Origin of the sequence: Sphingobacterium corticibacterium (assembly GCF_004208525.1) — a bacterium.
In the GTDB taxonomy this organism is placed as follows: Bacteria; Bacteroidota; Bacteroidia; order Sphingobacteriales; family Sphingobacteriaceae; genus Sphingobacterium; species Sphingobacterium corticibacterium.
This window is the reverse complement of the sequence record NZ_SGIT01000005.1, coordinates 173,401-194,732: the sequence shown is the minus strand read 5'-3', so window position 1 is coordinate 194,732 and position 21,332 is coordinate 173,401. Positions and strand designations below refer to the sequence as shown.

Here is a 21,332-nt window from a genome sequence, read left to right as displayed (position 1 = left end):
GAGAAAAAGCCGGACATCGTCCGGCTTTTTCTCTTTTTATATAAAACTAAGCGTATGAAACAGCTTTATCTTTACATTCCAGTTCGGAGTATCCCATCAGGAACTCATCTACTTTTCTAGCGCATTCACGACCTTCAGAGATCGCCCAAACGACGAGAGATTGACCGCGACGCATATCGCCAGCGACAAACACCTTATCAGCAGACGATTTGTATTCGCCTTCTCGTGCTTCAACATTGCCACGTCCGTCAAGTTTCACGCCGAGTTGTTGCAATAGCCCTTCGTGTTGCGGATGTAGGAAGCCCATCGCCAACGTCACCAATTCGCAAGGGATTTCACGCTCGGAACCTTCTATTTCTTTAAATTTGGTAGGTCTGCCCAATGCATCGGTTTCCCATTCTAAGTCAACAATCAATGCGGCACGTAGATGTCCTTTTTCGTCTCCCAAGAATGCTTTGGTACTCACACTCCAATTACGCTGACAACCTTCCTCATGCGATGTGGTTGTTTTTAACAGCATTGGATAAGTTGGCCAAGGCATCGCAGAGGTACGCTCTTGCGGTGGTTGTGGCATCAATTCAAATTGTGTAACACTTTTTGCTCCGTGCCGATTAGATGTTCCCACACAGTCGGAACCGGTATCACCACCACCGATAACCAATACATTTTTATCCGTTGCTAAAATTTCTTCCACTTCAATAGGGGAGTTGCCGACTCGTTTGTTTTGCTGCTTCAAAAATTCCATCGCGTAATGCACACCTTTCAGTTCGCGTCCCGGAATCGGCAAGTTACGTGGAATTGTTGATCCTCCAGCCAATACCACTGCATCATAATCCTGCAATTCGCTGGCAGGAACATTCACGCCTACTTCCGCATTTGTTTTAAATACGACACCCGATTGTTCCATTACTTCCACCCGACGGTCGATCACGGATTTATCCAGTTTGAAATCCGGAATACCGTAACGAAGCAAACCACCCACTTTATCATCACGCTCGTATACCACGACATCATGTCCCGCTTTGTTCAATTGTGCCGCCGCAGCCAATCCAGCAGGACCGGAGCCCACTACTGCCACGCGTTTGCCGGTTTTGATATAGCTTTTATTTGGCTGTACGTAGTTTTTCTTATACGCAATTTCGATGATATGTTTTTCGATTTCTTCGATAGCAACCGGTGGTTTGTTAATACCTAGCACACAAGCGGCTTCGCAGGGTGCCGGACAAATTCTTCCCGTAAACTCCGGGAAGTTGTTGGTTGACACCAAGATGTTATACGCTTCTTCCCAGCGGGCATCGTAAACGGCGTCGTTGAATTCGGGGATTACATTTCCCAATGGACACCCCGAGTGGCAAAAAGGAATGCCACAATTCATACAGCGTGCTGCTTGATGATTCAATTGATCATCGGTATAGCTGTGTACAAATTCCTGATAATTTTGTCTTCTGCTTTCTACAGATTCTTTCTGCGGAAGCGCTCTTTCAAATTCTAAAAATCCTGTTGGTTTTCCCATGACTACTTTTCCTCCGCTAATTAAGCTTCCACTAATTTTTTACGTAACACATTTTTGTATTCACGTGGGAATACTTTGATAAACTTACTTTTTTCGCTTGCCCAATTTTGCAAGATGAGGTTCGCCCGCTCACTGTTCGTGAGGTGTATATGGCGTTTCAACAGCGCTATGATGTTGTTTTCATCTTCTGTGTCTAACGGATCAAGGTCTACCATTTCCTGATTGCAATTGTCGCGGAAGTTGCCCGCTATATCGTAAATCCAAGCGATGCCACCACTCATACCCGCGGCAAAGTTACGCCCTGTTTCCCCTAAAATCAGTGCACGTCCTCCAGTCATGTATTCACAACCGTGGTCACCGATACCTTCCACAACGGCCGTAGCTCCGGAGTTTCTTACCGCAAAACGTTCGCCTGCCATGCCGTTGATAAAGAGATGACCGGATGTTGCGCCATACAATGCAACGTTACCGATGATGATATTCTCATGTGCTACCAGCGGACTGTCATCTGTCGGGTAAATAGCAAGCTGTGCGCCCGAAAGCCCCTTACCCACATAGTCATTGGCTTCACCTTCCAATTCAAACGAAAGTCCTTTGACAGCAAATGCCCCAAACGATTGGCCGGCTGAGCCTTCAAACTTAAAGTTAACGGTGTTGTCCGGTAATCCATCTGCACCATGTACTTTTGATACCTCATTCGATAACAGTGTACCTATGGTACGATCTGTATTTTTCACTTTAAATGTGCCAAATACTGGTGTTTTTGTATCGATAGCAGATCTCGCTTGGTTCAATAATCCCCAGTCTAAAATCATACTCATACCGTGATCCTGCTCTTGCGTGTTATACAGGCTTTCAGATGGCTCGTTTCGCGCAACATGCAATATCTGTGAGAAATCTATTTTCGCGGCTTTCCAGTGGTCTATATTTTCACGTTTCTTCAAGAACTGTGCACGACCTACCATTTCGTTGATGGTACGGAAACCAAGTTGTGCCATTGTCTCCCGTATTTCTTCCGCAAGGAAACGGAATAGGTTGACGATATCCTCTGGTTTTCCGGAGAATAGCTTCCGCAATTCTGGATCTTGTGTAGCAACTCCCACCGGACAAGTATTCAGATGGCATTTGCGCATCATGATACAACCACCAGCAACCAACGCTGCTGTCGCGACACCCCATTCTTCTGCACCCAATAAGGTAGCGATTACGATGTCACGGCCAGTTTTCATTTGCCCGTCGGCCTGCAATACCACGCGGCTACGTAACTTATTCTGTACAAGTGTCTGGTGTGCTTCGGCTAGTCCAAGCTCCCAAGGTAAGCCGGCGTGTTTAACAGAACTCAATGGTGATGCACCTGTACCGCCGTCAAATCCGGCGATGAGGATCACATCTGCATGCGCTTTTGCTACCCCCGCGGCGATGGTGCCCACACCAGCTTTAGAAACCAGTTTAACGTTGATTCTGGCTTGACGGTTCGCATTTTTCAGGTCGAAAATCAATTGCGCCAAGTCCTCAATAGAGTAAATATCGTGATGCGGTGGAGGAGAAATCAATCCTACGCCCGGTGTTGCGTGGCGCAAGCGCGCAATAAACTCATCTACTTTATGTCCCGGTAGCTGACCACCTTCACCTGGTTTTGCACCTTGAGCCATCTTGATTTGGATTTCATCCGCTTCGGTTAGGTAATGTGATGTCACACCAAAACGTGCAGATGCTACCTGTTTGATAGCAGAGCGCATCGAATCGCCGTTAGGCAATCGGTTAAAACGCGCAGCATCCTCGCCCCCTTCGCCGGTGTTGCTTTTCGCACCGATACGGTTCATCGCGATGGCTAGGGTACTGTGAGCTTCCGTAGAAATCGAACCCATAGACATGGCGCCTGTAGCAAAACGTTTCATGATGTTTTCTGCAGGTTCGACCTCTTCCAACGGAACAGGAGTTCTATGCTTCGCAAAATCGAGTAATCCGCGTAGCGTGTACATGCGTTCTTTTTGATTATTGATGAACGCTGCGTATTGTTTGTAGGATTCAAAATCGCCTGTGCGGCAAGCCTTTTGTAAAAGGTGTACCGTTTCAGGGTTCCACAAATGACGTTCTCCACGACGTTTCCATTGATAAATACCACCTTCTGGCAATAGTTTCTGTTCTACGCGTGATTGTCCAAAAGCTCGCCAATGTTTAGATAAAGCTTCTGTTGCAATATCGTCTAAGGTCAATCCACCGATCCGGGAAACCGAACCGCAGAAATAGTTGTCTACAACAGATTTGTCGATACCTAAGACTTCGAAAATCTGTGCTCCGTGGTATGATTGTAGGGTAGAGATACCCATTTTCGAGAATATCTTTAACAGACCTGCACAGATAGCTTTTACGTAATTTTTACGCAATTCTTCCCAAGTCAGTTCCGTTTCGATCTGTCCTAATTCTTTCATCGTGCGGATCGAAGCCAATGCCATATAAGGGTTGATGGCTGTCGCGCCGAATGCCAATAGACAAGCAACGTGGTGTACTTCCCATATATCGCCAGCTTCTACCACTAAGCCTACCGCACCTCTGTTCCCTGTTTTAATAAGATGGTGATGTACAGCAGATATCGCCAAGATCGATGGAATCGCACAGTGTTGGGAGTCAATCGCGCGATCAGAAAGAATGATCACCTCAAAACCATCGCGAACCGCATCATCGGCGTATCGACATAGTCTTTCCAGACCAGCTTCCAATGACCCCGGTTTACCATCTGCTTTAAAGTAAAGCTGCAATGTTTTCGCTTGGAATATACCGGTGTCGATGGAGCGAAGTTTCTCTAATTCGCTCGAGGTCAATATCGGATGCTCCAAGGTTACGCAGTGACAGAATTTTTTATCTTCTACGAGAATATTGCCGGCATTGCCGATGAATGTCGCTAAGCTCATCACCATACGTTCCCGAATCGGATCGATTGGTGGGTTGGTAACCTGTGCAAAGAATTGTTTGAAATAGCTAGACAGGTGTTGTGGCTGGTCTGATAGAATCGCCAACGGAACATCTGTACCCATCGAGCCAATAGGCTCATAGCCGGTCATAGCCATCGGTGTGATGATACTTTCTAAATCTTCACGTGAATAACCGAATGCTTGTTGGTATTTGAATACCGATTCTTTTTTAAGGTAAGTATAGGTAACACGAGGTGCTTCCAATTCCGCCATGCGGATTTTGTAATTATCTAACCATTCGCCATAAGGTTGTTGGCGGATAAGTTCGCCTTTGACTTCCTCATCAGAACGAATACAACCTTTCTCCATATCCACGACGAATATTTTACCGGGCTGTTGACGACCTTTCTTAATGATCAAGCTTTCCGGTACAGGTAATGCACCCGCTTCCGAAGCGACAACCACGCGGTCATCGGATGTCACGGCAAAGCGTAGCGGTCTCAAACCGTTTCGGTCTAGCGTGGCACCAATGGTATTCCCGTCGGTAAAACACAAGGCAGCAGGGCCATCCCATGGTTCCATTAATGTTGCGTGGTATTCATAGAATGCTCTCTTCAACGGGTCCATTTGGGTATTGCCATCCCAAGCTTCCGGTACGAGCATCAGCATCACATGCGGCAAACTTCTTCCGCTATGTAATAGCAATTCCACGACGTTATCTAAACAAGCTGAATCCGATTGCCCGCGATCAACTACAGGAAGCAATATCTGCATTTCTTCTTCGGTAAAATAAGGAGAAGAAAGTGCTCTTGCGCCGGCATAAAACCAGTTTAGGTTTCCAGTCAACGTATTGATCTCCCCATTGTGCGCGATATTGCGGAACGGTTGCGCCAACGACCAAGAAGGAAAAGTGTTTGTAGAAAAACGCGAGTGTACTAATCCGAATGCGGATACAACGCGTGGGTCTCTCAGATCTTCGAAATATGTACCGACTTGATAGGTCGTTAATTGTCCTTTATATACAATCGTCTTACAAGATAATGAAGCGATGTATAAAGGTAATGGATAGGTTTGTTGTTGTTTTATTTTTTGGATGATAAGACGTCTCAGCACAAAGAGTTTCCGTTCGAAATCCGTTGTGCTGGATACCCCATCTGGGCGAGAGACAAAAAACTGAACGATCTCGGGTTCTGCGCTCAATGCCGTTGGACCGATACCTTCACGGTTAACCGGTACACCGCGGAAACCTAAGAACCGCATGCCGCGCTCTTCGGTTGCTTCTATAATCGCATTGCGGCATAGTTGATTTAATTCCTCCTCTTTAGGAAGGAAGACCATTCCTGTGCCATAATACCCCGGTTCTTCTAGTTGAATACCCAGGCTTATGCACTCTTCCCATAAAAATTCATGGGGTAATTGAATCATAATTCCCGCTCCGTCTCCACTTTCAGGGTCACAGCCACATGCCCCCCGGTGCTCCATGTTTTCCAACATTGTCAAGGCATCCTTTACTTGCTGATGCGACTTTTTACCTTTGATGTGGGCGACGAAACCAACACCACATGCATCATGCTCAAAGTCAGGATTATACAGTCCTTGTTCCGGTAATCTTTCGTTTGTCATTTCTCTCCTCAAAATATTTGTTTGCTAATATATGAATAAAAAATGTTTTTCGTTATAAATTTTTTAAAAAAAATGATTCAACGTTGAGTTATTTGTAATTTAATGTGCTTTTATTGCGGAAATCGTATTTGTTATTTAGATTCTTTCTATTCGAGTTAATAGTGCGTAGTTAATAGTTGACAGGTAATGGTGGAGAGGGAAAGTTGGTGGAATTGTTAATAGTTCTTGGTGTATTGTATACTTTTGAAGTGGGAGAAAAAAATAAGGGTAAAAAGCAGATTGCGGGAGATACGCAGGCATATCTAGCTGTAGATGATTTGGAGTATGGTGTTGCGGAAAAGATTCCGTTGTGGCTTTTTGGTTTTTTGTATTAAGTATCTTAAAAGGCGGCATTAAATCACCGAAATGGCGAATAGCGGTATATTAACCATCCAATTTTCTTCTCTATAATTGCTCATGGAAGTACGGATCGCTTTTCGGGGTTTGTATTTGTCTGCATAAACGCGTAAACTTTTTGCCTGTAGGTTTTCTTCGGCTTTTACCTCGATCGGAATCACCTCGCCCTGATGTTGTATGAGAAAGTCAATTTCAGCTCGCGAGTTGGCCGGAGACCAATAATAGGTACTAAAATCTTCCCGTGTCATGAACTGCTGGAGAACATATTGTTCGGTAAGAGCTCCTTTAAATTCTTGGAAAACAGCATTGCCCTCCAATAAACTACGCACATCTAAATCGGTCAATGCAGCGAGTAAGCCCACATCGACTAAAAAAAGCTTGAAGGTGTTGAAATCTTCGTAAGCTTTTAAAGGAATAGCGGGTTTGGTAACATTGTGGATTTTGTGAATCAGCCCGCAATCTTTCAGCCAGGCCATCGCCAACTCATAATCTTTTGCCCGAGCGCCTTGCCGTATGATTCCATAAATAAATTTTCTATTTTCCTTTGCCAGTTGAGCGGGTATAGAATTCCAAAGCATGCGAATGCGCGGAACAATATCGTGGGGAGCGTGCTTTGAAAAATCCTGTTCGTAGGCCATTAATATACGTTTTTGTACGGATCGGACTTCGTCATGATTTTTCGTTTGTATAAACGTGTTTACGGCGTCGGGCATACCACCGACATAGTAATAGTGACGTAGCCACTCGCTTAATTTTGATGAAAAACTATTTACCATTGCCCAATCTTTACTATAGAGCAATTCCACCAATGCATCTTCTCCAACGGCAGAGAGGAATTCCATAAAGGACAAGGGATGAAGATCCAAAAACTCTACCTTTCCAACTGGGAATGAAGTGTGACTATGTAACGCCACACCTAAAAGAGAACCTGCGCAAATGATATCATATTGTGGGGCATTTTCATGAAAGTATTTTAAGGCTGTTATGGCTTCGGGGACCTCTTGTATCTCATCGAAAATAAGAAGAGTATCCGTGTCGATCGAAATGCCGGTCTCAATTTGTAGCCCCAGTAAGATGCGGTCAACATTAAAATCAGCGGTAAATAAGTTTTTTATTAATGGATTGCTTTCCATATTGATGTAAGCGACCTGTTGGTAGGATGCTTCACCAAAGGTACGCATGAGCCATGTTTTACCTACTTGACGGGCTCCTCTTACAATTAGTGGCTTATGGTCTTTCCTCGATTTCCAAGATAGCAGTTTCTGATATAAATCCCGTTTCATAGTGCGAAAATACAAAAATATGTATGAGTTTTTGTTTTTTTTGACATTTTTATGTACGAGTTTTTGTTCTGTGGCACATTTTTATGTAGGAGTTTTGTTTCTTCAAATTACGTCAATCTTACAAAAGATCGGAATTATCTCTCGTAATAATGGGAACTCAGGCATTATAGGCATTCACAAATGGGAAAGGAATATTGGCTTTTGCTTTTGGGTTCCATTTGAATTCAAATCCCGTAATTTTTCCATCCGATTCTTCAGCATAATCTACTGTCATTCACAATTACAAGGCCTGAATGAACGAAAAGACAACGGTTTAAAGTAATCCATTCTTGTATTAATGAATACAGGATAGTATATTTGTGATGCGTACAATACTAATAAATTTTCAAGATGAAGACATCAATGTTTAACAATATGCCCGGCGGAGAGCAGGTGCGAGTCCTGTACACTTCAATATTTATTGGTTGTACGCAGCACTGTCGGGCTACTTATTTAAAATCTTCAAAAAATTATGCGTACAACCAAGAAGAGAATAAGCAAGCGACCGGAGGTCAGAAGCTTAAAAATCCAACCAACCATCAAGTCTAATCGTTTCAGCGAAACTACAGTTCCCGTAATCAAATTAAGTGGGCGAGGGCTCGAAAGATTGGGGTTTTCTCCGCAAAAACGAGTAACGGTCACAACAAAGGATAAATTGCTCATTATTCGATTGGAGGAATAGTTGAGTGTAACAAATAAGCCGTCGATTCAATGCGAATTGGCGGCTTATTTAGTTGTTTAATGCTCCCTAGTTTCTATCAGTTCATCATTTTTGTATATTTCAGTTTTGGTTAGCCTGCCGGACTCATCGAAATATTTCCATTCATTTTCTTTTTTTCTATTTGCCACGTTGCCGATCAGACTAAGTTGTCCGTTTTCATGATATTCTTGTGCCTCACCATGACCTACTCCTTTTACAAAATTATATATTGCTTTAAGCTTTCCACTCTCGTAATAGTGCCTTGCCTCTCCCTCTGCTTGACCGTCTACCAGATTAACCACAAAGAGACGAAGTTGTCCATTCTCATAATACCGCTTCCATTCTCCTTGCAACTTGCCGTCCTTTATAAAATAGCTCTCCTTGAGCAGTCCATTTTCGTTATAGAATTTCCATTCGCCAAACTTTTCATCGAGTGCATATAACCCTTCAGCTTTAAGCTTACCGTTTTTATGGTATTCTTTCCAAGGACCATTTTTCGTACCTGTTCCATATCCATATTCTCCAACCGATTCTAATTCTCCGTTATCGTGATAGAATTTTGCTTCTCCATCTATAACTAGACCGTTGCTAAACATCCTGCTGGAATATTCCGTGCCGTTTTTATGATATAGCGTCCATAGACCTGTCTGTTCACCTTCGTCATTAAAAGTACCTTCGGCAGAAAGCGTACCATTATCATGATAATATTTCCACTCGCCATGCTTCTTGAAATTCAGGGTCTTTCCCTTGCCATTTTCGTAAAAATTCTGAGCGTTTGCTTTGTTGCCGATACAGCATAGAAATATAATTAGATAAAGAATCGTGCTGCTATTCATCATTCTTGATTTTTAGATAAAATATTAAAAAGAGTACATTCTCCCATCCTCGATTGCTTGCAGGCGATCGTTCGCCGAGCTGCTCTTCGAGCGTTTGTAGTATTTTATTGCCTGTTTTTTGTTGCCTAGATGTTCGTATGCCTCCCCTATAGGATAATATACCGACGACACATCCACCGTACTTCCTTTCTTGCTAAAATCTTTGATAATCTGCTCTCCTTTGCGTATCAGTTTTTCGAAATATTCATTTGCATATGTTTGCGACTCAGCGGTACCTTGTCCGCGATAGTACATAAAACCAATGTATCTCAGATTATATAACTCAGACATTTTTATGCTGAACCTACCTTGTGGTTCGTGTTGTGTATTGTTGCCGATAGAGTTCCAAATTACGCTTTTCGAAGCTTTTAAGAAATAATCCAGGGCCTGTGGGTAATAGTTCTTTCCCGCCTCGTGATAATATATTTTCCCGGCATTATAATAAGACATCCCGGATGAATTCGGATTATCGTCTTTACCATAACAATATATGGCAAGTTCGAGGTTTTTATTCGGATTACTCTCCTTTGATAGTTCACTGCCTAAATTATACCATATTGATTTTGGGGCACTGCTGAGACGGTTTTCAGAAAGTCGGACAACCTCGTTCCCCTCGTCGTCAATAAGACCGTATCCAATGCCCCCGGTAGATTTTTTATCATGAAACAATGCATGCCCCTGATCGAAATCAGAAAGGTAGGAGTATTTATCGGAAACAATTAAACTTCCGGATTCATTATATATTCCTTTTTCAGATAAGGCCCTTCCATTCACAAAATCATTTAATTGTTTATGTTCAAAGGGAATAATAACTTCATTATTTTGATTAATCGCACCCCATTGTGCTGGACCTGTATTTTCCTCGATATATCTATTATTCACAGCTATAACAAAGATGTTAGGCATTTTAGTCAAAGTGTAAGTATTTGTTGTATATCGATGAATTTCCGCTTTATACCAATCGTTATCTTTTTTAAATAAATATGCGTAGTGGTTTTTATATACGCCGTTAATATATTCAGATTCTTTTGTGTTCAATCCATAAGTAGTTAACTTCGTGAGATTTTTTCCTCTGGATTGAATATGGCTGGAATAAATACCCTTTTCAAAATCTAATACATAAAGGTAGGAATAAAAGTTATTGGTATAATTAAACCCTTTGTCGTTAAGGTTGCTTAAAAGCACCTGTTTGCCTTTTAGATCATTTTTAGGATACTTATTTACTTGACCACTCTTATCCGTAATAACCCACTGATTATCCATTAGTGCAATTTTCTGTCCATCAACTGTATACCATAACCCATCATATTTTACTTCTTCGACTATTCTTCCATTAGCATCTAATTCACCCCATTTATCATATATGTTCACAATAAAACGAACATTTTCTTTATCATAATCATAAGATTTTATACTTTCGAATTGGGGAGGGTATATCACTGTACCGTTATCGGCCGCAAGACCGTACTCTCCTTTATGTCCAATGACGTACGCGTTAAGAAATCCATATGTAAGTTTTGCTTTTTTAAAAGCGTGGACATTCGAGCTATTATCGTCTTCTATTTCTGTATCATACATAAGGGGAGATAACATAATCTTCCAGACCTCATCATATTTAGCTTCTAAATCTTGCTCTATACCGTTTGTATAGGTTGTTCTTTCACTGGTCATTTCGTCATGATAGGATCTCAAAGCATCTCTTTTCGCATTATAGTTATTGATATCAGCTTGTATTTGCAGCCTACGTTGTTCATTTTTACGATCGCGTTCAGCTAGCAGGCCGGTCACCATGCCTGCTACCGCATCCGTGACATCCCCTGTAGCCTTGGTATATGTATCTATCCTTTGGTTACTGGCAGCATATTGCGCTAGGGTTTGGCGATTAGCATTATGTACGCCTGATCGGTAATCCCTTAATGTCTGCTGCTCCCTATTGGCATCCACTTCCAGATGGCGCAGGCGTTGACGAAAGTTAGGATCATTCATCATTCCGGGGTTTTGTGCTGCCATCGCTTTAAGTTCGCTATGCATTTGTGTAGCGGTCTTGGGAATGTATCTTTTCGTTGTAGATTTAGATTCTTTTTCGTCTTCATCCTCATCTTCACTTTTTTCCGACGAACTGCTTGAAGAAACGGATGTTTGTGCAGTCTTTTTTTCCTCCGCTTCCTTCTCCTTTTCTTCGGCTTCTTTTTGGGCGAGTTCTTGTTTCTCTTTTTCTGCTTCTGCTTGTTCTTTCTTCTTTTCGGCTATCAGTTTTTCCAATTCACTGATTTTGCTGCGTTGCTCGTTGCTATTGTTAGAAAAAGATTTAGCATTATTTAAATAACTTTCCGCTGCATCGAAGCTAAACACATTGGCTTGTTGTATACTATTAACGACGGCATTGGCAAAACCCTCTTGTTGTCTTTTGTAGTCACCAAGGATACGGTTGATTTCGTTTTTTAAGTCAGGAAGAAGAAGCTCCGTCACGGAAATATCGCGATAAACACCATATTTTTCCCACTGGCTTTCCTTGCTCTCGCTATGTGCCTTTCTCCACTCTTTCATTTGCTTTCTGGCAATTTCTGAAAATGGGACGGAAGTAAAGTCGCCCGTTCCATGTTGGTTAAGTGATAGAGATGCCTGTGTCGGCCAGTCAGTAATAAGACGCGCGCTCCCTGTAACAGCTATTTGTCCTTTATCCGGTACATGGTTTTTGCCGCCGAGCCGCAGATCGATACCATTTTTGCTCAGTTCCTCAAGCTCCTCGTTAGAGACATTGCTGTATGCGGTCAATGTTATTACAGATCCACGGATTGCTTTCAGCCTCGTCATATCTGCACCTCCTTCGTAGGTTGTGGTAAATTTTACGTAACCGCTAAAACCATCTACATTATTGAAATATACGGTCTGATCATGCATGCGCTGTCCAAGGGCTAAGTTCAAACCTAAAGCTAGTACTAAAAATAAAATGATTTTCTTCATAATATGTCGTTCATTTTTTCAAGATGATAAGTTGCCCCAAAGAATAAGGTAAAACTACTGCTCATCGATTTCCAGGACAATACCCACTAATGGGTATTTTAGCATTAAATCAAATCAAACGCCATAGCAAACCGTAATAATTCAGCGAAAGAATGGCACTCGATTTTATATATCAAGTTTTTGCGGTGTGTGGAAATTGTATGAGGAGATAAAAAAAGTTGCTCGGCGATTTCTTTGGTCGATTTTCCAGTGGCAAGCAAAGAGATGATTTCTTTCTCCCGATTGGTCAATGTCGCGAATTTTCGATAATGGGTACGAATATAAGCGTCTTGATCCAGCGTCTTATTAACGCGTGTAATCAAGTTGTCCATTCCCATAACGGGGGAAGAAAGCAACACCAGTTTGTTGTTAGTCCCCGTGTTGTTTTTTACCTTTAATAATTTGCAGACTGTATAAAACCAAGTGCAGTCGTTGTCGCCATATAACTTTACGCGTTGAAAGAAATTGTATTGCTTATCGAAATCACCTGCGGCGAGATAATGTCCTATTCCTTCGAAGTTATCCACGATCTCCTCTGGAACGAAGTAGCGGTCGTAGTACGCCTCGCCGAGCTCATTTATCTCTTCAACGCAAGTGCCCAGATGTTCACAACCCCATTTGTTCATATAGCTGCAACCAATAGGCTGTATTCCGTCAAGTTCCTGAAGCATTAACGATGCCGGTACAATGTCGCCTATATCGGGTATATTGAAATCCCCAGATTTAATACCTTTGGCGATACCGAATAGTTGCGCGTCAAGTGTTTCCATAAATGGTGTAATAACAGTGATTGTAAGTCAGTATGCTGAAATTAACGATTATTTATGGGGTTTCCAAATTTTTGCGGGAAGTTAAATTACGGGAAGCTGATATAAACGCCGTTTTATAACCCTTATTGCTAAACTTACCCACCCGACGATTCCTTATCCAGCGGAAAGTGCTTATCGACGTATGCCTTTATACGTAACGCCCTTTGATATACAGCTTCAGATTCATGATGCACACGTGCGTATTGTGCAGAGACCTCTTCACCATAATCAAAATATTCCTGTTGGAGTTTACGTATATGACCAAGGACACCGAAAAACTCCTGTTGATCCCGGTCTAAGGAGATGATATCTACCGACACCTCATCGTAATGCTTGAACACCTGATGAATCAATTTATCCCCCTCATTGTCCTGTTCATCAAACCAATCTTCATTTTCATAAATATAGTCTGCCCAGTCGTTGAACCATTGCATTTCCACCGTGATGTCTTTGTGCAGCGCGATAAGATCTTTATTATGGCTTTCCACCTCTTCGTAGAAATCTGCGATATCAATCGTAAATGGTTCCGCTATCTCGGGGAGTTCCACGTTGTCAGCAAGCTTAAAGGCCGCTTCCATAAAATCTAATTGCAGTTCGATGGGGGCTAGCCGGTATTCCAGTTCTATTGTCTTGATATCAATTTCTGTAAGCGTATTTTTATGTTGCGAGAGATTTTGTTTGGTTTCCCACGATCTGTCGTGCATACGGTAGTAAGCTGCAAGTGCCTTCACCTCAAAATCCAGTGCTTTCTTTTTTAGGTCAAACTGGAGTATAATAGGACGTAATGGGTGTTCTTTTACGATCTCTTTCATTTTTCTTACAATATACATTTAATTCTTGAAAAATGGCTGCCGTTATTCCAATCTTGCTGTGATGATCAGAAATAACGGCGCCTTTCCTTGTGTTTGTGATGCTTCTGCATTTTTTTTAATACTTCTATATCTTAGAAGTCCATGTTATTAATCCCAGAAAATGTTGTTCCGAAGAACGGTCTTAAACCACGTAGCTCGCTACAATGTCGCTATAGTTTGGTTCGGGGTTAATACCCAGATAGCTGGCGCGGAACTCATACTCCTGAAATCTCTCCAAGCCCTCGATGACAAAGGTCGATTTTGAGCTGAGTAGTTCAGACCATTCGGTTTCGATACCTTTTTTTCGGAATTGATAGCGATACATGCGGGCACCTTTCCAACGAGCTACCTTGATCTTAATGCGGCGGGATCCAACCTGTTGCGGTTCGGCTACCACACCTTTCGCTTTGGGGACGACGCCCGTAAATGATTCGGCATCTTTAGAGAGTGTAAAGCCAGCGGTTTGGATGATAACCGCATCCTTGTTGGCAATCGTGTCGACATATTTTGCGAGTTCGCTGAGCAAGTATTCTAGCTCGTTTCTCTTTTCCCGCCTGATACGGATCGCCCGGCTGTCTCGATGCGCGGCTTCTGTAGCCGATAGACGGAAGGCGATTAATGCCGTTTCGATACTACCTAAACCCGGCACCGGCTCTGGGAATACCGCTTCGGATGCTCTCATTTTCGTGATAATCTGTTCCGCATACTGCATCAACTCCTCGTTGTTCATGCTTCTGAATAGTTTTGTTGGTTTTTTCATGATTTTGAAAATTAAAATTTAACATTTGTTTATTGATCCTTGTTGCAACGATACAAACATACGACACCGGTTTGGCGCCGATATGGTAAAATAGTGCCAAAAATAGGGGTGTCTCCAAAAACTTTTGGCACTATTTTACCATATGAAAAAAGTCGTTTGGAACCTGTTTTTTATATAAAAGTGGTTTTATTGATATATGAATGGTGTTTTTTGTGAAGATCGTGATGAAAAAACGTAAACTTTAAACATAGACGTAAAACTAAAAACCAAGAGGGTAAAAGGAAAAGTACGACGGAAAAACGAAAAAACAGTTGTGTATGGTGGTGCTATTGTGTCGTCTTTTTGTTTTACACCGTTGTATCTTCTTTATACACCGCTGTATTATTTTTTGACAAAGGTATATTTCCGTGAAACACGCGTGTTCATTCTTTTGGCTGTCGCGCAACTCTTTTTTGCAGGATTTCTTTTTCTCTTTATTGGAATGCTATGTTGCCTTGCAGAAGTGTCTGTAAGTTTTCCGGTCGTACGAAACAACATATCCGAAAGGTGCTTTTATATATAGCAGGGGGAAAAGCACATAGCATCTGTGTATTTCCGGTTTATCTGGATGCCTGATAGAAAAGCACGACGGTCGCGTTATTTTCTCTTCCCGTTTTTTGCAGACACACCCGTGTTTTTCTTTTTCTTTTTCTTTTTACGGTGGAGCTCCCTTTCTTTGGATGGTGAATGGCCAAAGCGCTGCACATATTGCTTGTAAAAATAATGGGCTGTCGAAAAATTAAGCTGAAGGCAATGCCGTCTACAGACATATCCGTTTCACGCAGCATCTCCCTTCCCTTATATAAGCGTATGGTCTGTATGGCGCTGTGGATTGTCGTATGTTTACCTTCAAAGACGCGATATAGTTTGCGGGAGCTGACTTGCAATTTTTCAGCAATGGTATTTTTATTAATATCCTCGTCCATATAATGTTCTACGATATAATCAATAGCCTCGTTATAGATGACAATATCTTCTTTGTGAAGCGAACGGGCTTTGTCTTTCAGGTCTTGATGATATACCTCTATCAACTGACAAAGATGGTAATGGATATTGCTACGCAGGGAATAGGGGGTAGCCGTATTTTGCTGGATTTTTTCAAAGATCTGCCTGATGCGGTAACCGATGTTTATACTGGAAAAATAAGGCTGATCTATTGTTGCAGGTTTTACGAGCTGCGGCCATTCCGATGTAAAGGTTGCTGTATCGTTGATTTTTACGCCCAGAAGCACCATCCACGTCTTGCCGGCCTTTATCTGTATGTTGTGTGTATCGCGTATGCTGTAAAAGCCTCTATATTCACCGGCAGACAAAGCTGTATGCGATAAGGCATCCCGTTTAGAATGCCCGGTAAACTGGAAGAACAGCCAAAAGCAGTCTGGTAAGAGCAGATCAAAATGCCAATCTGTTTGGTATGTTCCCTTGACTTCGATTACGTGGAGTCCTTCCAGCTGTTTGAAAGCCATATACTGCTTGCCGTCCCAAAGGGCAATATCTGCTTCTGTAAGAAAATTTAGATTAAGGGTTGGCAGATTGCCGTCGCTTGCGGTGTTAGATTGAAGGGGTGGAATTCGGATACTGTCATTATAAATAGATGTCATCTCTTCTTGTTAGTGCCCATATCTCTAGTTAGTAGAATCTGGCTTTTCATAATTTGTTATATTGTTTCTTTAAAGGTAATGAAATAGTTTACGATTCCCATCTGCTTATTATTGTAGGTAATGATAGCCTTAATCAAAGTTCGGCACGGATTATAATACAAATCGGACAAAATAAAACGTAATTCGTTGAAAATGTCCGATTTGTGCTATATTCCACTTCTCGCGACCGTCTACCCCTTACCCTCCAATTTGTTATACAAGGCAAAATATTCTTCCTTGGTGGGCGGGTAGCCCGGAGGCCAATCGCCATACACATCGAAATACGCCACAACAGCTTCCGATGGCAATTCTCTCGCGGTGTTATCAAACACCTCATCTATATCGGGGTCACTGGTTATACCCAGCCGGTAGTGCTCCTTATTTTTGTAGTTAGGAATCTTGTTGGGTGCTTCATGATCCGCATGGAGGTGTTCATCTATAATGTGTAAAAGTTCTGTGTCAACATATACGAGGGAATATTCGGTTTTTTGGAATGCCCGTATAATTATTTTCATAAGAGGAAGCCATTTCACATTGTGAATCAACATCCGTTTATACCAATATATCTTTGGGAACTGCATATAAGAGGATCCTTCAAATATTTCTAAATCACGGGCAACGATCGCAGCAGCATTACCGGCAACTTCCGGATGTACTTCTAACCAAAGATCGGAATCCTTGGATTGAAAATAAAGGCAACTCGATATAAAAACGAGCGTTTCCGAAAGTAAAGAGGCCAGTTCCAGTTCAGGGCTATAGGGTTCCTTCTTGTAATGCGCTTTGATAGGGCCAATCGCATTTAACCACTCCCAGATTTCTTCCTCGGATGGATTATCCGAAAGAACGCCTGTTTTTTGAATGCGGGAGTCTGTTCCGAACTGCACTTCAAAGTTATGGTCGATAACCTTGTAATAGAGCTTCTCAAAAAAATATTCTCTCGCGTTGAGATGGAATAATGCATGATATACACTTTTTTCCCATCCTTGTGGTGTTAACTCCTCAATTAGTTCAGGTAAGATTTTAAAGAGATCGGTGAATACACTGATCATTACTCTTCTAGGTAAAAGTTTGTAGTTGTTGAGCAAATTTGTCATAATGGTTTTACGTTGATACTTCTCAAAAGTAATAAAAAATACAATAAGTTACAACCAACCTTTATCCACGGCGAGTGCAATCAGCTCGACGACGTTTTTGCATTTTGTTTTCCGCGTAATTTTTTTGCGATGGGTAGCAACCGTTTCCGGGCTTATACAAAGTTGATGGGCAATTTCGGTCGTGGTTTTTCCTTGAGCGACGAGTTGTACGACTTCTATTTCTCTTGCGCTTAAGGTAATTTCCTCGTTGTTGCCGTTAATAGCTATCGATGACGGTAGCACCTTTTTTCGCGCATGTGCAATGGAGAGATTAATGGTGAGCAGCAGCTGTTCCTTGTGGAAAGGTTTGAGAAGGTAGGCATAAGGCATGACGAGCTCTGCTTTTTGTAGCGTTTGAAGATCAGAATAGGCCGTAAGAAATACGACGGGTGTGCGCTCCGGGATAAACTGCTTCGCAAAGCTAATACCATCAATAGCATGGCGGAGGTTAATATCGCTGAGTACTAAATCGAACGATTGTTGTTCCAATAGCTTCATGGCTTCCTCTGGACTCGTTGCCATTTCGGCAGCGTAACCATTTGTCTCCAAATGAAGTTTGATGCTCCGCGCAATGATGATTTCATCTTCTAGTATTAATATGTTGGTTTCCATGGCTTTTGTTATTTTGTAGGTAGTTCGATAATGAATATGGTTCCGCCGTTGATTTCTAAATCAATCGTACCTTTTAGTTCGGCGATGAGTAAATGGATGAGGTTCATTCCTTGGTGGCCAGCATCCCATATTTTGTCTTTGTTAAACCCGACACCATTGTCCTGATACCGCAGGATCATGTTGTCTCCATTGGTATCTAGGCGAATATAGATCGTTTTATTTGTCTGCTGATCTTGAAAGGCGTGTTTTATGGAGTTGGTGATCATCTCATTGATGATAAGTCCGATATACGTTAACCTATTTGATGGTAGTATCACTTGTTCCATGTCGGCGTGGAAGTCGATATCTTGCCCCGAAAAAATAATCAGATCTTGTGCAAGGTTATCGATAAAGGTGTTGATATATACACCTTGTTCTGAATCGCGTACATTGAGGAGATCATGTATTTTGGATACGGTAAAAATGCGTGACTGCAGGGTGCGCAATTTATCCTGAATACGTTGGTCGCTGATTTCAAAACTTTGTATGTCGATAAGACTGGTAATCAGCTGTAGATTATTCTTGACACGATGATTGAGTTCTTGCATCAGGAAAGAAATATTTTCTTTTTGATGCTGTGTCAATTCTAATGACTGGTGGAGCGCTTTGTTGGCCTCCGATAGTTCTTCGGTACGCTCCTGGACCATGTGGAGCAGCCGGCGGTTAGTTTGCCGTTGCTGATAGGTTTTGTAGGAAAATCCGCCGGCGATGAGTACTAATACAAACAAAATAAATCCGATTCGGAAAATGGTGGTAGCATACCAGGGAGAGCGGATAATGACCGTTATTTCATCTATATCACCCCATAACAACTCGTTGTTGCTTCCACGTACTTTAAAGGTATAGGTTCCGGGAGAAAGGTTGGTATACGTGGTGGAGCGGTCGCGCGTTACGGGACGCCATTCTTTATCGAACCCTTCCAGCATAAATTGATACCGGTTCTTTTTGCTCCATAAATAGTTTAGGTTCACATAGTCAAAAGTAATAACGTTCTGGTCGTGCGAAAAAACGAGTGTGTCCGTGTAGAGGATATTTTGTGCAATAGGTCTTCCGAAGAGGAGCACATTCTCAATATGTGTTCGCCCTGTATGAACGTTGATCGGGATGCTGTCTGGATGAAAGATGTTAAATCCATTCATTCCGCCAAAATAAAGATTGCCTAAACTGTCGCGGTAAGCAGCCTTGCCGTTAAACTCGTTGTTTTGCAACCCGTCATCTTCGGTATAGTTTTTAAATGTTTCGGTTCGTTGATCCAGCATAGAAATACCGTAATTGGTCGATACCCAAATATTGTGGTTGTCATCCACTTGCACGCCGTAAATAAAATCGTTCGGGAGCCCCGTCTGTTTCGTGTAGTGTGTGATTTTTCCGGTCCGGGGGTGGAGCTTATTTAGTCCTTTTGCCGTACCGATCCAGATGTGCTGTTGATCCTCCGTGATCGCAAACACCCGTCCGTTGGATAGCGAATCGTAATACGTGATGTTTCTATCGCGATTGACGCAATAGAGACCATTCTCACTCCCGATCCATATATTGCCTTTGCGGTCTACATAACTGGCTCTTGAGCCTAGAATGGGCCTTTCCCAAAGACCCACCGGATTTGCTTTTAGATCGTGGATGTTGAGCGCATAAATACCGCTGGCCAACGTGTGGATCCATATCGTGTCGGGAGAGATAGGGGTTATCTGGATAACGTCACGATCCACAATAGGTAAAGGGATACGATCAAATTTATCGGTTTGTGCGTTATAGCGCAAAAGACCTTGGTCATAACCACCTGCCCAAATTTTGCCTACGGCATCCTCGGCGAGTGTATATCCTACAAAATCTGTTCGGTACAGTTTGTAATCAGCAGATTTTAACGGATGTTTTACAAACCCAAATTCGGTGGCCATCCATAAATCGTTCGCCGATCGTAAAAAATTGAAGATGCTGATAAAATCCTTTTTTGGAGCGTTGCTTGCCTGGATAAGCTGCGGTCTGAATTTGGTTTGATAGGGATGGTAATAAAACAAACCCCGCGTTTCTGTACCCAACCATTTTCCGCCTTGTGCATCTTGTTCATAGGCTAAAATAACGGCTTCCAATTCTTTTCCGCGATGATCGACGAACGTTAATCTTTGCCATTTCCAGCCTTCCGTTACGAGAAAATTTGTGCTGGCACCGCTCATTAATAGGCAATTATCGTCCCAAGGATAAATACCGCGTATAACCTGCTCACTTTCTTGTTTCAGTTCTTTTGTATCCGGTGCCAATGTATATAGTCCGCGATCTGTCCCGATGAGTATATCGCCGCTCGGTTGTTTATACAAGACGTTTATCTGTCTCCTTTGTAGCGCCTTTAAATAATCGGTGGCATATAAGGATTTTGATCGGAGGTCTAGTAGATATAAACCACTGGCATTTGTGCCTATTAAGTAGTGACGTTCGTCAATCGATTCTATACAGGTGACGAAATCATGTTCAAGTAGTTGTGGGATCTGTAAGGTTTCATAGGTTAACGTATGCCGGTTGAAAAGTAAACAATGACCGGCCGTGCCAATTAGCAATTGATTGTCCGACGCGGCATATAGTGCCAAGCTATGTTTGAGGGACGGTGTGTTTTCAAAATCTAATTGATCGGAAAAATGAATAAACCTGTTTTCGGCCAGAAGGTAGGCACAGAGTGCATTCATATGGGTGGTCATCCACAGGGTGTCGTTCTCATAATGCATTGCCCGGATAAGATCGTTCGGAAAATCGTTGATTTTTTCCTCGGCGAGCCAGACTTTCATTTGGTGACCGTTGAAACGGTTCAGGCCATTTTGTGTACCGATCCACAAATAGCCGTTTTTATCAAATTGTAGCGATGTGGCGCCTAATTGGGAGAGACCTTCTTCCTGTGCAATTTGAAGGACAGCAAGTGTGTCACCGGGTGCTGTTTGTGCGTTGCCCGAGAACCATGCTGTGATCACCATAAGATACAGGAGGAATCGTTTTCTCATTTCTTTTGCGAAAGGTTAATAATTCTTTCGGATGCTATTCAAAGTTAGGGAAACCATTTCTTGTTGCCAATACCCGTTAGTGGGTATTTTTTTTGGTTGTGAATTCAGACAAGTTTTTCCT

General features: G+C 42.3%; 14 protein-coding genes. 2 read left to right on the top strand and 12 right to left on the bottom strand.

Translation table 11 applies throughout. The features are described 5' to 3' along the window. Positions 1-46: 46 nt before the first annotated feature. Both EWE74_RS19320 and gltB read right to left on the bottom strand, forming a co-directional pair. Positions 47-1,513, bottom strand: coding sequence for a glutamate synthase subunit beta (locus EWE74_RS19320; RefSeq protein WP_130143302.1), 1,467 nt, complete (start codon positions 1,511-1,513; stop codon positions 47-49). A 20-nt stretch (positions 1,514-1,533) separates the two neighbouring features. After that, a complete protein-coding gene (gltB, locus tag EWE74_RS19315; RefSeq protein ID WP_130143301.1) occupies positions 1,534-6,048 on the bottom strand; it encodes a glutamate synthase large subunit in 4,515 nt (1,504 codons plus the stop codon). A 176-nt stretch (positions 6,049-6,224) separates the two neighbouring features. Here gltB and EWE74_RS19310 point away from each other — a divergent pair, with 176 nt between their 5' ends. Further along, positions 6,225-6,422 carry a hypothetical protein gene (locus tag EWE74_RS19310; protein ID WP_130143300.1) on the top strand — a complete coding sequence of 66 codons (198 nt, stop codon included), beginning with the start codon at positions 6,225-6,227 and terminating at the stop codon, positions 6,420-6,422. 18 nt (positions 6,423-6,440) lie between these two features. Here EWE74_RS19310 and EWE74_RS19305 read toward each other — a convergent pair whose 3' ends face one another. Further along, a complete protein-coding gene (locus EWE74_RS19305; RefSeq protein ID WP_130143299.1) occupies positions 6,441-7,727 on the bottom strand; it encodes an ATP-binding protein in 1,287 nt (428 codons plus the stop codon). Positions 7,728-8,117: 390 nt separating this feature from the next. Here EWE74_RS19305 and EWE74_RS19300 point away from each other — a divergent pair, with 390 nt between their 5' ends. Beyond that, a complete protein-coding gene (locus tag EWE74_RS19300) occupies positions 8,118-8,315 on the top strand; it encodes a hypothetical protein (protein ID WP_130143298.1) in 198 nt (65 codons plus the stop codon). A 189-nt stretch (positions 8,316-8,504) separates the two neighbouring features. Here EWE74_RS19300 and EWE74_RS19295 read toward each other — a convergent pair whose 3' ends face one another. The 9 genes from EWE74_RS19295 to EWE74_RS19250 form a co-directional block, all read right to left on the bottom strand. Next, a complete protein-coding gene (locus EWE74_RS19295; RefSeq protein WP_130143297.1) occupies positions 8,505-9,305 on the bottom strand; it encodes a toxin-antitoxin system YwqK family antitoxin in 801 nt (266 codons plus the stop codon). A 21-nt stretch (positions 9,306-9,326) separates the two neighbouring features. Next, the gene (locus tag EWE74_RS19290; protein WP_165384772.1) at positions 9,327-12,305 is read right to left on the bottom strand and encodes a WG repeat-containing protein; all 2,979 of its coding nucleotides are present in this window, start codon (positions 12,303-12,305) and stop codon (positions 9,327-9,329) included. A 104-nt stretch (positions 12,306-12,409) separates the two neighbouring features. Further along, the gene (locus EWE74_RS19280) at positions 12,410-13,114 is read right to left on the bottom strand and encodes a LuxR family transcriptional regulator (protein ID WP_130143294.1); all 705 of its coding nucleotides are present in this window, start codon (positions 13,112-13,114) and stop codon (positions 12,410-12,412) included. A 134-nt stretch (positions 13,115-13,248) separates the two neighbouring features. Next, positions 13,249-13,965, bottom strand: coding sequence for a hypothetical protein (locus EWE74_RS19275; protein WP_130143293.1), 717 nt, complete (start codon positions 13,963-13,965; stop codon positions 13,249-13,251). 181 nt (positions 13,966-14,146) lie between these two features. After that, positions 14,147-14,764 (bottom strand): hypothetical protein, encoded by a 618-nt coding sequence (locus EWE74_RS19270; protein WP_130143292.1) that lies wholly within the window; start codon positions 14,762-14,764, stop codon positions 14,147-14,149. Positions 14,765-15,363: 599 nt separating this feature from the next. Next, complete coding sequence (locus EWE74_RS19265) at positions 15,364-16,404, bottom strand: AraC family transcriptional regulator (RefSeq protein ID WP_130143291.1); 1,041 nt, start codon at positions 16,402-16,404, stop codon at positions 15,364-15,366. A gap of 230 nt (positions 16,405-16,634) precedes the next feature. Continuing rightward, positions 16,635-17,537 carry a hypothetical protein gene (locus EWE74_RS19260; RefSeq protein WP_130143290.1) on the bottom strand — a complete coding sequence of 301 codons (903 nt, stop codon included), beginning with the start codon at positions 17,535-17,537 and terminating at the stop codon, positions 16,635-16,637. Between the two features lie 48 nt (positions 17,538-17,585). Then, positions 17,586-18,188, bottom strand: a complete 603-nt coding sequence (locus EWE74_RS19255) for a response regulator transcription factor (protein ID WP_130143289.1) — start codon at positions 18,186-18,188, stop codon at positions 17,586-17,588. Between the two features lie 8 nt (positions 18,189-18,196). Next, on the bottom strand, positions 18,197-21,211 hold the full coding sequence (locus tag EWE74_RS19250) for a ligand-binding sensor domain-containing protein (RefSeq protein ID WP_130143288.1): 3,015 nt from the start codon (positions 21,209-21,211) through the stop codon (positions 18,197-18,199). Positions 21,212-21,332 lie beyond the last annotated feature (121 nt).

Excerpts from the sequence above, each read along its gene's own strand:
- EWE74_RS19265 (WP_130143291.1), bottom strand. The coding sequence starts at position 16,404 with ATGACATCTATTTATAATGACAGTATCCGAATTCCACCCCTTCAATCT.
- EWE74_RS19255 (WP_130143289.1), bottom strand. The coding sequence starts at position 18,188 with ATGGAAACCAACATATTAATACTAGAAGATGAAATCATCATTGCGCGG.
- EWE74_RS19320 (WP_130143302.1), bottom strand. The coding sequence starts at position 1,513 with ATGGGAAAACCAACAGGATTTTTAGAATTTGAAAGAGCGCTTCCGCAG.
- EWE74_RS19295 (WP_130143297.1), bottom strand. The coding sequence starts at position 9,305 with ATGATGAATAGCAGCACGATTCTTTATCTAATTATATTTCTATGCTGT.
- EWE74_RS19300 (WP_130143298.1), top strand. The coding sequence starts at position 8,118 with ATGAAGACATCAATGTTTAACAATATGCCCGGCGGAGAGCAGGTGCGA.
- EWE74_RS19270 (WP_130143292.1), bottom strand. The coding sequence starts at position 14,764 with ATGAAAAAACCAACAAAACTATTCAGAAGCATGAACAACGAGGAGTTG.
- EWE74_RS19275 (WP_130143293.1), bottom strand. The coding sequence starts at position 13,965 with ATGAAAGAGATCGTAAAAGAACACCCATTACGTCCTATTATACTCCAG.
- EWE74_RS19305 (WP_130143299.1), bottom strand. The coding sequence starts at position 7,727 with ATGAAACGGGATTTATATCAGAAACTGCTATCTTGGAAATCGAGGAAA.
- EWE74_RS19290 (WP_165384772.1), bottom strand. The coding sequence starts at position 12,305 with ATGAAGAAAATCATTTTATTTTTAGTACTAGCTTTAGGTTTGAACTTA.
- gltB (WP_130143301.1), bottom strand. The coding sequence starts at position 6,048 with ATGACAAACGAAAGATTACCGGAACAAGGACTGTATAATCCTGACTTT.
- EWE74_RS19250 (WP_130143288.1), bottom strand. The coding sequence starts at position 21,211 with ATGAGAAAACGATTCCTCCTGTATCTTATGGTGATCACAGCATGGTTC.
- EWE74_RS19260 (WP_130143290.1), bottom strand. The coding sequence starts at position 17,537 with ATGACAAATTTGCTCAACAACTACAAACTTTTACCTAGAAGAGTAATG.
- EWE74_RS19280 (WP_130143294.1), bottom strand. The coding sequence starts at position 13,114 with ATGGAAACACTTGACGCGCAACTATTCGGTATCGCCAAAGGTATTAAA.